Here is a 13,383-nt window from a genome sequence, read left to right as displayed (position 1 = left end):
TACGTGATTGACAAAACCGCCGTTATCCATCCAAGTTCTATCGTCGAAGAAGGTGCAGTTATTGGCGCCGGCGTTCGTATTGGCCCTTTTTGCTTTGTCGGATCCCAGGTGGAAATCGGCGCTGGCACGGAACTGAAATCCCATGTCGTCGTTAATGGAATAACAAAAATCGGCAGTGATAATCAGATTTATCAGTTTGCTTCGATTGGTGAAGCAAATCAGGATCTGAAATATGCTGGCGAGCCTACTCGCGTAGAAATCGGTGACCGTAATCGTATCCGTGAAAGTGTTTCTATCCACCGAGGCACCGTGCAAGGTGGTGGATTAACGAAAGTAGGCAACGATAATTTACTGATGATTAATGCCCATATTGCCCATGACTGTATCATTGGCAATCGTTGTATTCTTGCGAATAATGCAACATTGGGTGGTCATGTAGAAATCGACGATTTTGCCATTATTGGCGGAATGACTGCCATTCATCAATTCTGCGTGATTGGTGCGCATGTGATGGTGGGCGGTTGTTCTGGTGTAGCTCAGGATGTGCCTCCTTTTGTCATTGCTCAAGGTAACCATGCGACACCATTCGGTATCAATATCGAAGGGTTAAAACGCCGTGGTTTCGACAAAGAATCACTCCATGCTATCCGCAATGCATACAAATTATTGTATCGCAGTGGCCGGACATTGGATGAAGTGAAACCTGAAATTGCTGAATTGGCGGAACAACATCCATCAGTTCAAGCATTCATTGATTTCTTTGCGCGTTCGACTCGCGGCATTATTCGCTGACTTATGCAAAATAGCCCATTATCTGTTGATCGACCGTCAAGTGGCGGGCGTCCTTTAACTATAGGTTTAGTCGCCGGTGAAACCTCCGGCGACATCTTAGGTGCAGGATTGATTCGTGCACTGAAAGCTCAGGTTCCTGATGCCCGCTTTGTTGGTGTGGCTGGGCCTCTGATGCAAGCTGAAGGATGCGAAGCCTGGTTTGAGATGGAAGAATTGGCAGTGATGGGCGTTGTTGAAGTGTTAGAGCGCCTGCCACGTCTACTGAAAATCCGAAAGGAGCTGACTCAACGCTTTAGCGAGCTATCGCCGGATGTTTTTGTCGGTATCGATGCTCCTGATTTCAATATTACCCTCGAGGGGCGCTTGAAGCAGCGTGGCATACGAACCGTTCATTATGTCAGCCCATCGGTGTGGGCCTGGCGGCAAAAACGTGTTTTCAAAATTGGCAAAGCGACCGATATGGTGCTCGCCTTCCTTCCTTTTGAAAAAGCGTTTTACGATCGTTTTAATGTTCCCTGCCGTTTTATCGGCCATACCATGGCGGACACTATGCCATTGGCTCCCGATAAACACGCGGCAAAAGCTGAGCTTGGCATTGCACCCAATACACCTTGTCTGGCTTTATTGCCGGGTAGTCGCCATTCTGAAGTAGAAATGCTCAGTGGTGATTTTCTGCGCACAGCAGCTATTCTGAAGCAACAATTGCCCAATCTGGAAGTGCTGGTTCCGCTGGTAAATAGCAAACGTCGTGAGCAATTCGAGCGAATTAAGGCCGAAGTTACACCGGATTTGTCAGTACATTTACTTGATGGCAATGCCCGTCTGGCGATGATTGCTGCTGATGCGACGTTATTGGCTTCCGGGACTGCTGCATTAGAATGCATGTTGGCCAAGTGCCCAATGGTCGTTGGTTATCGTATGAAACCTTTCACATTCTGGTTAGCCGAGCGGTTGGTTAAAACTCCTTATGTCTCATTGCCCAATTTGTTGGCTGGTGAAGAGCTAGTGACAGAGTTGCTGCAACAAGAGTGTCAACCGCAGAAACTAGCTGATGCGCTGCTGCCTTTATTGCAAGGTGGAGAGGCGGTTGAGGCCTTAAAAGAGCGTTTCCTGATCTTACATCAGAGCATCCGCTGTGGTGCGGATGAGCAGGCGGCACAGGCTGTATTGGAGTTAGCAGGACGATGACTGATATCTTTATTTACCCACAAGCAAACCTGATTGCGGGTGTGGATGAAGTGGGCCGTGGCCCGTTAGTGGGTGCCGTTGTTACTGCTGCAGTTATTCTCGATCCGAAACGGCCAATTGTGGGCTTAGCCGACTCGAAAAAACTGAGTGAAAAGCGCCGTTTATCACTTTATGACGAAATTACAGACAAGGCCTTATCATGGAGCCTTGGTCGTGCTGAGCCAGAAGAAATTGATCATCTCAATATATTGCACGCGACTATGCTGGCAATGCAAAGGGCGGTAGCAGGGCTGCACATAGCCCCCGATTATGTCTTGATTGACGGTAATCGGTGTCCGAAGCTGGCTATGCCGTCATTGGCTGTAGTGAAAGGTGACAGTCGGGTCGCTGAGATAAGCGCCGCTTCAATTCTGGCCAAAGTAACCCGTGATCGCGAAATGACTGAGCTGGACCTTCAATTTCCCGGATATGGTTTCGCGCAACATAAAGGTTATCCAACCGCTGTCCATTTGGAAAAATTGGCAGCTTTGGGTGCAACTGAACATCATCGGCGCAGTTTTGGCCCGGTTAAGCGTGTGCTGGGTTTAGTGTAAACAGCGACTTGCATCTATAAAATAAAGCAACATCCATAATGTATGGGTATGATTCCTTGGCAATGAATTGCTTGGGATATGATTCAATCCACTAATTTCTGGTATCTGGATATGGCCGAACCTCGTTTTGTCCACCTGCGTGTTCACAGCGATTACTCCATGATCGATGGATTAGCCAAGATTGGACCCTTGGTGAAGAGAGCTGCTGCCCTAGGCATGCCCGCTCTGGCCATTACCGACTTTACCAACCTATGTGGCTTGGTAAAATTCTACGGTAGCGCTCATGGTGCTGGGGTTAAACCCATCATCGGCGCAGACTTCTACGTGCAAAGTGAAATTCTAGGTGATGAATTAGCTCACCTCACTGTTCTGGCACGTAATAATGAAGGTTATCAAAACCTTACCTTGCTTATCTCTGAAGCTTATCAACGCGGATATGGTGCCGCTGGCCCTATCATTGACCGTGATTGGCTGATTAAGCACAAAGAAGGTCTGATTCTGCTGTCTGGTGGCCGGATGGGGGATGTTGGCAAGTTCATTCTGCGGGGTAATCAGGCTCAGGTTGATTTGTGCCTTGAATTTTATCAAGAGCATTTCCCTGACAGCTACTATCTGGAGTTAATTCGGACTGGCCGCCCGGATGAAGAAAACTATCTGCATGCCGCTGTAGCATTAGCAACCGAGCGTGGCTTGCCGGTAGTCGCGACTAATGATGTGCGTTTTATCAATGAATCTGACTTTGACGCCCATGAGATCCGCGTGGCTATCCATGACGGCTTTACATTGGTTGACCCTAAGCGGCCTAAGAATTATAGCCCTCAGCAATTTATGCGCGATGAAGAGCAAATGTGTGAGCTTTTCGCGGATATTCCTGAGGCGCTGATTAACAGTGTTGAAATAGCCAAACGTTGTAATGTGACTATCCGGCTTGGTGAGTATTTCCTACCGCAATTCCCCACCGGCGATATGAGCACAGAAGACTTTCTGGTTGAAAAGTCTAAACAAGGTTTAGAGGAGCGGCTGGAATTCCTATTCCCAGATCCTGAAGTTAGGGTACAAAAACGCCCTGAATATGATGAACGTCTGGAAATTGAACTAAAAGTCATTAACCAGATGGGTTTTCCTGGTTACTTCTTGATTGTAATGGAGTTTATCCAGTGGTCAAAAGATAACGGCGTGCCGGTAGGGCCGGGGCGTGGTTCTGGTGCGGGTTCTTTGGTGGCTTATGCGCTGAAGATTACTGACCTTGATCCGCTGGAATTTGACCTGCTGTTCGAACGTTTTCTAAACCCCGAACGTGTATCAATGCCCGACTTCGACGTTGACTTCTGCATGGAAAAACGCGATCTGGTCATTGAGCATGTGGCTGAAATGTATGGCCGTGATGCTGTTTCTCAGATAATTACCTTTGGTACCATGGCAGCCAAAGCGGTCATTCGCGATGTGGGCCGAGTCTTGGGCCATCCTTATGGCTTCGTTGACCGAATCTCAAAGTTAGTCCCGCCTGATCCGGGCATGACGCTAGAGAAAGCATTCGCTGCGGAACCGCAACTGCCTGAAATCTATGAGGCAGATGAAGAGGTTAGAGCGCTAATTGATATGGCGCGCAAGTTGGAAGGGGTAACGCGTAACGCCGGTAAACATGCCGGTGGGGTAGTTATTGCACCAACAAAAATTACCGATTTTGCCCCGCTATACTGCGATGCAGAAGGCAATAACCCGGTTACGCAATTCGATAAGAATGATGTGGAATATGCCGGGTTGGTGAAGTTCGACTTCCTAGGTTTGCGAACACTTACTATCATTAACTGGGCATTGGAGATGATCAATGCCCGGCGTGCGAAAACCGGGTTAGAGCCGATTGATATTGCCTCTATTCCACTGGATGATAAAAAAAGCTTCGATATGCTGCAACGTTCTGAAACGACGGCGGTATTCCAGCTTGAATCCAGAGGCATGAAAGATCTTATCAAGCGCCTAAAACCTGACTGCTTCGAAGATATGATCGCGTTGGTGGCATTATTCCGCCCCGGCCCATTGCAATCAGGGATGGTTGATAACTTCATTGACCGTAAACACGGCCGTGAAGCAATATCCTATCCTGATATTGAATGGCAGCATGAATCACTAAAACCAGTTCTTGAGCCAACCTATGGCATCATTTTATATCAAGAACAGGTTATGCAGATTGCTCAGGTTCTGTCTGGTTATTCACTCGGCGGCGCGGATATGTTGCGGCGTGCGATGGGTAAGAAGAACCCAGAGGAGATGGCGAAACAGCGCTCTATATTTGAAGATGGTGCGAAAAGCCAGGGGGTCGAGGGTGAACTGGCGATTAAGATTTTTGACCTGGTAGAGAAATTTGCTGGTTACGGTTTTAACAAGTCACACTCCGCCGCCTATGCTTTGGTTTCTTACCAAACTTTGTGGTTGAAAGCCCATTATCCTGCGGAGTTTATGGCGGCGGTAATGACCGCCGATATGGACAACACCGATAAGGTGGTGGGCCTGGTCGATGAGTGCTGGCGCATGGGGCTGAAAATTCTGCCACCTGATATCAATAGCGGCCTGTATCATTTCCATGTCAATGATGAAAATGAAATTGTTTATGGTATCGGCGCAATTAAAGGTGTCGGCGAGGGGCCGATTGAGGCGATGCTGGAGGCCCGCAAAGAAGGCGGCTACTTCAAAGAGCTGTTTGATTTATGTGCCAGAGTTGATACTAAAAAACTTAATCGCCGGATTTTAGAAAAACTTATTATGTCCGGTGCCTTTGACCGTTTGGGGCCGCACCGCGCTGCATTGATGAGTTCGCTGGGTGAAGCATTAAAAGCCGCAGACCAACATGCTAAGGCAGAAGCCATTGGTCAGGTTGATATGTTTGGTGTATTAGCAGATGCTCCTGAGCAGGTTGAGCAATCTTATGCTAATGTGCCGCCGTGGCAGGAACAGATTGTTTTAGACGGTGAGCGGGAAACGTTGGGGCTGTACCTGACCGGCCACCCAATCACCCAATATCTTAAGGAAATAGAACGTTATGCCGGCGGGCTGCGTTTGAAAGATATGCACCCGACGGATCGGGGCAAAATGACCATGGCTGCGGGGTTGGTTATCGCTTCTAGGGTTATGGTGACAAAACGCGGAAATCGTATTGGCATTTGTACATTGGATGACCGTTCTGGGCGTCTTGAAGTTATGCTATTCACCGATGCGTTGGAAAAATATCAGCATTTGTTGGAAAAAGACCGTATCCTGATAGCCACCGGACAGGTCAGCTTTGATGACTTTAGTGGTGGACTTAAAATGACCGCCCGTGAGTTAATGGACATCAGTGAAGCTCGTGAAAAATATGCCCGTGGGCTTGCTATATCGCTGACCGACAGGCAAATTGATGACCAGCTTTTGAACCGTCTCCGTCAGTCGTTGGAACCCCATCGAGCGGGGACGATCCCAGTGCATCTTTATTACCAACGGGAAGATGCTCGCGCCCGGCTGCGGTTTGGAGCCACATGGCGCGTGACGCCCACCGATCGCTTATTGATAGATTTGCGAACGTTGGTAGGTAATGAGCAGGTGGAACTGGAATTTGACTAAAATAGGAATGCTATGAGTCTGAATTTTCTTGATTTTGAACAGCCGATTGCAGAGCTGGAAGCGAAAATTGACTCGCTGACCGCAGTCAGCCGTCAAGACGAAAAATTAGATATTAATCTGGACGAAGAGGTTCAGCGTCTACGTGAGAAAAGTGTCGAGCTGACGCGGAAGATATTCTCGGATCTCGGTGCATGGCAAATTGCCCAATTGGCACGCCATCCTCGTCGTCCTTATACCCTGGATTATATCGCTAATATCTTTACCGATTTCGAAGAGCTGGCCGGTGATCGCGCCTATGCTGACGATAAAGCTATCGTTGGTGGGATTGCACGTCTGGACGGTCGCCCGGTGATGATCATTGGTCACCAAAAAGGCCGTGAAACCAAAGAGAAGATTCGTCGTAACTTTGGGATGCCAGCACCAGAAGGTTATCGTAAAGCATTGCGTCTGATGGAAATGGCTGAGCGTTTTAAACTGCCAATCATTACTTTCATTGATACACCAGGGGCATACCCTGGTGTCGGCGCAGAAGAACGCGGGCAATCTGAAGCCATTGCACGTAATTTACGCGAAATGTCACGCCTGAATGTGCCTATCGTTTGTACTGTCATTGGCGAAGGTGGTTCTGGCGGTGCGCTGGCAATCGGTGTGGGTGATAAAGTGAATATGCTGCAATACAGCACTTATTCTGTTATCTCCCCAGAAGGCTGTGCGTCTATTTTGTGGAAAAGTGCTGATAAAGCACCATTAGCCGCAGAAGCCATGGGCATTACCGCTCACCGTTTGAAAGAACTGAAGATGATCGACTCCGTCATTCCTGAGCCTTTAGGAGGAGCGCATCGTGATTACCTGGCGATTGCCGCTTCACTGAAAGCACAGCTTCTGGCTGATCTTAGTGATCTGGATGTTCTGAATGACGAAGAGTTATTAAATCGTCGTTATCAACGTCTGATGAATTACGGTTATTGCTGAGTCAATGGCATAAAAATGATATTTGAAAATCCGGTGCTGAGTTAGCGCCGGATTTTTTATATTTAATTATGATTAGATTTATTATAGGGCGGCCATTGAATGGTTGTATCAGTCACCGCTATATCAACTATTGTACTGGCATAGTCTGGGTTAGAGTTTTCCTGAGCATTAATAGTGATATTTTTCCCTAACACATAAGCTAACTGTGCTAATTTACAGATTTTCTCTTTCTCTATGTAGTGCCAAATATTACTGTAGCCAGATATAGTGTTGGTTTTAATTGAAATGTGACAGTTATCTTCTGAATGACGAAGGCCATTAACTTTTCCCGATAATTTATATTCTGAAAAAGCAGGGTGGCATAATAATATCATTACGGTGGCGGCGATTAATTTAATCATAAAGTATCCTTATCAGTTTAAGTGAATAAATGGTTATTATTTTCAAATCATTAATTTAAGGTTAGTAATAGTAATATAGAAGCCAGTGCTTTCTTATTGTAAAAATATTTAATAGTGGAAAATTTTTCATTAAGACATGTGCTTTTAGTAAAACTTTCTCTTTTCATTATTAAGTGATTTATATTTTGGCTATCATTACATGCAGTTCCTGTCACCACTGGCAGTGGTAATTGTTGCCCGGCCTCATTCTGGGCCATAATAATGAACCCATTCGGCGTACCAACGGTTGGGTAAGGTATGGAGGAACTCTGATCATGATCAAATTGAGGCGAGTATGATGGGTTAGAATGCCAACGTGTAGCCCAAAAAACGTCTGAATTCATAGCGCCAGATTGGTAATACTGATTCAGTAAAGCAGCATTAATGGGGGCATACGCTATAATCCGGGTGTGAGCAAAACCACCATATGCCACCCATTCTTCCATGCCACCCCACTCTTCCAGAGCATCACGCAACATCGTGTACTGATAGGCGTTTTGAGGTGAGGCATCTCTGGCATGGCTAATGGACTCGTCGACATTATAGAAGTTATCAGCCGGGCGAATAGCATATAGATAAGTCTCAAAATTATCTATATATAAACCTTCATCGTCAATATCGAATTCAAAAATAGAATGATCGATTGCGTGCTCTAATAAAGAGGTGGTTGAAACAAATCCACTGGTATAACCCATAGGTGCCTCTCCTGTGAAATGCTCTAATAAATCATTGCTATGAAGTAAATGAAAATAGGGGATCATTCCCCCCGCCAAGGTGATTTCTTCTGGGGGGCGGCTATCTACTCGATAAACAATATTCACTGGATTAATGGCAGAGGCCGATAAACTGGTAAAAACAAGGGTAATTAAAGATAGTTTTCTGATGAAATATATATTCATTCTGTTTGTATTTAACATGTTAACCTCGGTTTTTTTATTTTTTAGTTTCATTTTAATAATATTGTTTTCAAAGTTAGAAAGTAGCACGTGTTACTGATAGGGGGTTTATATAAAAACAATTATTCACATGTCATCAAATGTGTTTTTATGTCGAGTTGTATTTTTTTATATTTTAGTGAATGAATAATTATGAATATTTTGTTTTTAGTATTATTCTTGTGCAAGAATAAAATGGACTAACCGATGGCACCAATGGGATAATATAGGAGATATATGTTAGCAATACGTCAGGTTCACCATATTGCAATCATTGGATCAGATTATCAGGCAAGCAAAAAATTCTACTGTGAAATACTGGGTTTTAGCCTCCTGAGTGAAGTTTATCGTGAAGCGCGGGACTCGTGGAAAGCTGATCTGGCGCTAAACGGCCAGTATACGATTGAGCTATTCTCTTTCCCCTCTCCGGCACCACGGCCTAGCCGCCCAGAAGCATGCGGTTTACGGCATTTGGCTTTTCAGGTCGATGATATTGAACTGGCGATGCAGGAACTTGACGCTGCTGGTGTGATTTGCGAAGCAGTTCGCATTGATCCCTATACACAATCACGTTTTACTTTCTTTAATGACCCAGATGGTTTACCTCTGGAGCTCTATGAATTGATAGCGGAATAAGATGAACGCCACTCCTGCGACACCCAATGTTTTACTCAACCCACTGTTCGCGCAATTGGGTGAACAGCGCCATGTCCTGGTGGGGTTTAGTGGTGGCTTGGATTCCAGTGTGCTACTGCATCTATTGGTTTGCCTGCGCGATCAGCTTATTCCTGATTTGATCATTCGTGCTATTCATATTCATCATGGTTTAAACCCACTGGCAGATAGTTGGGTAACTCATTGCCAGCAACAATGTAAGCAATGGAAAATTCCACTGAAAGTGGTGCGCGTTAATATTGATACGCGTCATGCGGGTATTGAGGCGGCGGCGCGAACCGCTCGTTATGAGGCTTTTACCTCACATTTAGCCGCCAATGAAGTACTGCTTACCGCCCAGCATTTAGATGACCAGTGTGAAACCTTCTTACTGGCACTCAAACGCGGCAGTGGCCCGGCGGGTTTATCTGCCATGGCGGCTAAAATGCCTTTTGCTCACAGCCAACTATGGCGGCCATTATTGGCATTTTCTCGTGAAATGTTAGAAAACTATGCTCGAACACAGCACTTACAATGGATTGAAGATGACAGTAATCAGGACGATCGTTTTGATCGCAATTTCCTGCGATTAAGAATCTTACCTTTGTTGACTCAGCGCTGGCCACATTTTGCTCAAGCGACGGCGCGCAGTGCCAGTTTATGTGCTGAACAAGAGCAACTATTGGATGAGTTGCTGGCTGATAATCTGCAACAACTGCAAAATGAAGAGGGAGCGCTGTCTGTCGAGGGGTTACTACTTGCCTCCGAGGCTAAACGCGCTGCGATATTGCGCCGTTGGTTGGCTGGACGTGGTGCTTCAATGCCATCACAAAGCCAACTGCAACGTTTGTGGTTGGAAGTGGCGATGGCCAGACAGGATGCCGAGCCTCAATTGACTCTTGGCATATATCAGGTTCGCCGTTTTAGGCAATATTTGTACCTGCTATCACCACTGGTAGAGATACGAACACCGCATCTGTCTTGGGCTAAAGTTCAGGTCGCACCTGACGAGGCGGTGGCTGTACCCGCGCCTTTGATTTTGCCCGCCAATCTTGGGGTGCTGAGTTTTACGCGCGAGGGCGGGCAAGCTATTAAGCCTCCCGCTCTTGGCGAAGAAATAAGTATTCGCTTTGGTTTACAAGGGGATATAAAAATTGTCGGGCGGCACCACTCTCGTCAAGGCAAGAAAATATGGCAGGAGTTAGGTATCCCGCCGTGGCAACGGGAACGTATTCCTCTGCTGTATTTTGGCGAACAATTAATTGCCGCTGCCGGTGTATTTGTCACTCAAGCGGGGCAAGTTAATGAAGGCGACCCGTGCTGGCATCTACATTGGGCCAAACCGGCATTAAATAATAAGAAGAAATAAGATTGTTGATTCTTGAGGAGCAATGATGAAATTAGTCGTTAGTATAGTGGCACTTAGTTTATGTAGTTTTTCGGCATTGGCAAAAAATGATATAGAAGCCGGTCGTGTGAAGTCAGCCAGCTGTGTGGCTTGCCATGGTGCACAGGGCAAAGTTTCAGTGCCTATGTATCCTAATCTTGCAGGGCAAAATGCTATGTATTTAGAACAATCACTGGCAGCTTATAAGAAAGGGACGCGTACCGGTGGACAGGCGGAAGTGATGCGCGCCTATGTTGCTAATTTGTCTGATGAGGATTTTTCAGATTTGGCGGCTTATTATGCGAGTTTGAAACCTTAATTAGCCTGCCCTGAATGCAAAACGGGCCACTTTTCAGTGGCCCGTCGTTAAAGGTGCAGAATTATGATGCACTTACTACTACAGTCCCTATCTCGGGGTGACTGAAGCTGGCTATGTGGTCAAGACGTAACTCACGCATTGTCCCCTCTTGCTCGACAATCAGGTATTCGACCTTTTTTCTCAGCAGCAGGTCACTAGCTTTACCTTCTACAAGCTCACCGCCTCTCAACTTCAACGTCAGTATCAGGTGATGTTGGCAGGCGAGTTCCAGATTATCGTAGTCATCACAATTGATGGGTTGATACTCTTCACTCATCGACATAATCGCTCACCAATAAGTTAGCGGCGGCATAGGCCGCCTGTTCCCTAACGGAGGACGGGAGTGCGTCGTTAGCCGCAACTTCGTCCAATGCTTTCAATACACAGCGCAGGGCGTCTGGCACGTAGCCAAGGTCACCACTTCCAATTTCGGCATAAAAACGGCGTACTAATTCACAGTATTGCTGCACAGTAATCCTCCCGGAAAAGTTTAACCCGGTAGATTCTCAGCACAAATACCACACTGTTAACCTACGAAGATAAACTCTGAACTTATAAGGACTATAGCACAGGAGTGTTGGAGATATCAGCGCCAGAACAAAGCTTTCTTTTTAGTATTGATACAATTAATAACTCACTTTATACCGGGCTGGCTGCTAGCAGACTTAATCAAGTACACTATAAGCCAGATAATTAAGAGGTCACCCATGGCACTAAAAGCAACCATCCATAAAGCTGCCGTTAACATCGCTGATATGGACCGTAATTTTTTTCAGGATATTAACCTGACCATCGCGCAACACCCATCTGAAACTGACCAGCGCATGATGTTGCGTTTATTGGCATGGATTTGTCATGCTGATGAGCGTTTGTTGTTTACCAAAGGCTTGAGTGCTGATGACGAACCTGAAATTTGGCGTCACAATGATCACAATGGCATTGAACTATGGGTTGAATTGGGGCTGCCAGAGGAAAAGCGGTTGCGTAAAGCTTGTAACCAGTCACAGCAAGTTGTGCTCTATGCTTACAGCGAAAGGGCCGCTAAAGTGTGGTGGCCACAGGTGCAGGAAAAGTTATCGGGGCATCGTAATCTTCGGGTGCGTTTCCTGGATGATGAAAAAATGGCAAAGTTGGCCGCGCTGTCTCAGCGCAATATGTCATTGCAAGTCACGCTGCAAGAGGGAACTATTTGGTTATCAGATGATAAGAATAATCTGGAAATTAGTTTTGATGAATGGCAAGGCGATGGGCAATAAGCGTGTTGATTATATCCAATAATGTCAGCTTACCCGACAGCGAGATTGAACTGACGGCTATTCGGGCCCAAGGTGCGGGTGGGCAGCATGTGAATAAAACCTCAACAGCCATCCATTTGCGCTTTGACATTAAGGCCTCAAGCCTGCCAGAGTATTATAAAGAAAGGCTATTATTGCTCAATAGCCATTTGATGACCGCTGAGGGGGTCATCATTATTAAAGCGCAAGAATACCGTAGCCAGGATATGAATCGTGAGGCTGCATTAGCGCGGTTGGTAGCATTAATCCGTCAGGCGATGGTGGTAGAAAAAACTCGCAGGGCGACGAAACCGACCAAAGGTTCAAAAATCAGGCGAGTTGAAAGTAAAGTCCGCAAAGGAGCGACAAAAGCGCTGCGCGGTAAAATACATCAGGATTGATGCTGATATCAGCCCCAATAGTGACTGATGCGGCTTCATCCTTTTATATCGGACACAGTATGGGAGAATGACTGTGAGTAAATTAACAATAACGCTATTTTTGGCAGTAGGTGCACTGTCATTATTAGGTTGTAATAATCGGCATCAGCCGGTTGAGCAGGTTTTACAACCCATGCAGCAAAGTTATCAGGGTGTTTTACCTTGTGCAGATTGCAGCGGCCTGGATACTTCTTTGTTCCTCGATAGTGATGGAACTTTTATTTTGAAAGAAGTTTATCTTGGTAGCAAAGATGGTGACCAAGCATTTGCAGAATATGGTCACTGGGCGCGTACGGCGGATAAATTAGTGTTAACCACCGGGCAGGGGGAAAAACGTTATTTCCGACCTGTTGGTAAAAACCTTGTAATGCTTGATCAACAAGGCCTGCCGATTGAATCTAAATTGAATTATCAGTTAGTACCCAGCGCTCAGCCTTTACCTAAAACGCCGATGCCACTTAGCGGCATGTATAAATACTTTGCTGATGCGGCAGTATTTACCGATTGCGCAACGGGCAAAACTTTCCCAGTGGAAAATAATATCGCCTTGGAAAAGGGATATTTAAAAGCGCGTAAAAATGTGGGGGAACCAGTATTCCTGACCCTTAATGGCCATTTTGATATTCGGCCGTCAATGGAGGAAGGGCAATCAGATAAAACACTGATCCCGGCAGGCGATATTCAGTTCAATGCCAATAAGAGCTGCGACAGTCAGTAGAATCTGACTTTTGCTGCAATAAAAAAGCCGCCAGCTGT

15 protein-coding genes are annotated in these 13,383 nt (G+C 46.2%); 11 read left to right on the top strand and 4 right to left on the bottom strand.

Translation table 11 applies throughout. From position 1 onward, the window contains the following. Positions 1–3: 3 nt before the first annotated feature. The 5 genes from lpxA (at position 4) to accA (ending at position 7,139) form a co-directional block, all read left to right on the top strand. A complete protein-coding gene (gene lpxA / locus OP863_RS15125; protein ID WP_265525480.1) occupies positions 4–792 on the top strand; it encodes an acyl-ACP--UDP-N-acetylglucosamine O-acyltransferase in 789 nt (262 codons plus the stop codon). A gap of 3 nt (positions 793–795) precedes the next feature. Beyond that, the gene (lpxB, locus tag OP863_RS15120) at positions 796–1,980 is read left to right on the top strand and encodes a lipid-A-disaccharide synthase (RefSeq protein WP_038631266.1); all 1,185 of its coding nucleotides are present in this window, start codon (positions 796–798) and stop codon (positions 1,978–1,980) included. Then, complete coding sequence (gene rnhB / locus OP863_RS15115; RefSeq protein WP_038631268.1) at positions 1,977–2,573, top strand: ribonuclease HII; 597 nt, start codon at positions 1,977–1,979, stop codon at positions 2,571–2,573. The genes lpxB and rnhB overlap by 4 nt, the downstream gene beginning before the upstream one ends. Positions 2,574–2,684: 111 nt before the next feature. Continuing rightward, entirely contained in the window at positions 2,685–6,167 is a 3,483-nt protein-coding gene (dnaE, locus tag OP863_RS15110; RefSeq protein WP_038639355.1) for a DNA polymerase III subunit alpha, read from the top strand. Between the two features lie 12 nt (positions 6,168–6,179). Further along, positions 6,180–7,139 carry an acetyl-CoA carboxylase carboxyl transferase subunit alpha gene (gene accA, locus OP863_RS15105; RefSeq protein ID WP_004391685.1) on the top strand — a complete coding sequence of 320 codons (960 nt, stop codon included), beginning with the start codon at positions 6,180–6,182 and terminating at the stop codon, positions 7,137–7,139. A gap of 62 nt (positions 7,140–7,201) precedes the next feature. Here accA and OP863_RS15100 read toward each other — a convergent pair whose 3' ends face one another. Then, positions 7,202–7,540, bottom strand: coding sequence for a hypothetical protein (locus OP863_RS15100; protein WP_145589201.1), 339 nt, complete (start codon positions 7,538–7,540; stop codon positions 7,202–7,204). A 50-nt stretch (positions 7,541–7,590) separates the two neighbouring features. Beyond that, the gene (locus OP863_RS15095) at positions 7,591–8,496 is read right to left on the bottom strand and encodes an enterotoxin A family protein (RefSeq protein WP_265525479.1); all 906 of its coding nucleotides are present in this window, start codon (positions 8,494–8,496) and stop codon (positions 7,591–7,593) included. A 255-nt stretch (positions 8,497–8,751) separates the two neighbouring features. Here OP863_RS15095 and OP863_RS15090 point away from each other — a divergent pair, with 255 nt between their 5' ends. The 3 genes from OP863_RS15090 to OP863_RS15080 are packed head-to-tail and all read left to right on the top strand — an operon-like array spanning position 8,752 to position 10,874. Next, positions 8,752–9,150: a VOC family protein gene (locus OP863_RS15090; protein ID WP_038631274.1), complete on the top strand. Its 399-nt coding sequence runs from the start codon at positions 8,752–8,754 to the stop codon at positions 9,148–9,150. A 1-nt stretch (position 9,151) separates the two neighbouring features. Continuing rightward, a complete protein-coding gene (tilS, locus tag OP863_RS15085; protein ID WP_265525478.1) occupies positions 9,152–10,537 on the top strand; it encodes a tRNA lysidine(34) synthetase TilS in 1,386 nt (461 codons plus the stop codon). A 22-nt stretch (positions 10,538–10,559) separates the two neighbouring features. Continuing rightward, positions 10,560–10,874, top strand: a complete 315-nt coding sequence (locus tag OP863_RS15080) for a c-type cytochrome (protein WP_145589885.1) — start codon at positions 10,560–10,562, stop codon at positions 10,872–10,874. A gap of 61 nt (positions 10,875–10,935) precedes the next feature. Here OP863_RS15080 and rof read toward each other — a convergent pair whose 3' ends face one another. Both rof and OP863_RS15070 read right to left on the bottom strand, forming a co-directional pair. Next, complete coding sequence (gene rof / locus OP863_RS15075) at positions 10,936–11,196, bottom strand: Rho-binding antiterminator (protein WP_038631280.1); 261 nt, start codon at positions 11,194–11,196, stop codon at positions 10,936–10,938. Further along, the gene (locus OP863_RS15070) at positions 11,183–11,383 is read right to left on the bottom strand and encodes a YaeP family protein (RefSeq protein WP_002212152.1); all 201 of its coding nucleotides are present in this window, start codon (positions 11,381–11,383) and stop codon (positions 11,183–11,185) included. The genes rof and OP863_RS15070 overlap by 14 nt, the downstream gene beginning before the upstream one ends. Before the next feature lie 237 nt (positions 11,384–11,620). Between OP863_RS15070 and OP863_RS15065 the strand changes: the two genes are divergently transcribed. The 3 genes from OP863_RS15065 to nlpE all read left to right on the top strand — a co-directional run bounded on the left by OP863_RS15065 (position 11,621) and on the right by nlpE (position 13,345). After that, entirely contained in the window at positions 11,621–12,169 is a 549-nt protein-coding gene (locus OP863_RS15065) for a YaeQ family protein (protein ID WP_265525477.1), read from the top strand. Between the two features lie 2 nt (positions 12,170–12,171). Next, positions 12,172–12,588, top strand: a complete 417-nt coding sequence (gene arfB / locus OP863_RS15060) for an alternative ribosome rescue aminoacyl-tRNA hydrolase ArfB (protein ID WP_038631286.1) — start codon at positions 12,172–12,174, stop codon at positions 12,586–12,588. A 73-nt stretch (positions 12,589–12,661) separates the two neighbouring features. Beyond that, the gene (gene nlpE, locus OP863_RS15055) at positions 12,662–13,345 is read left to right on the top strand and encodes an envelope stress response activation lipoprotein NlpE (RefSeq protein WP_038639358.1); all 684 of its coding nucleotides are present in this window, start codon (positions 12,662–12,664) and stop codon (positions 13,343–13,345) included. Positions 13,346–13,383: the final 38 nt, after the last annotated feature.

This window comes from Yersinia sp. SCPM-O-B-9106 (C-191) (genome assembly GCF_026183365.1).
Lineage (GTDB): Bacteria > Pseudomonadota > Gammaproteobacteria > Enterobacterales > Enterobacteriaceae > Yersinia > Yersinia rochesterensis.
Note: the sequence above shows the minus strand (reverse complement) of the source record. Positions and strands in the feature narration are given on the sequence as shown.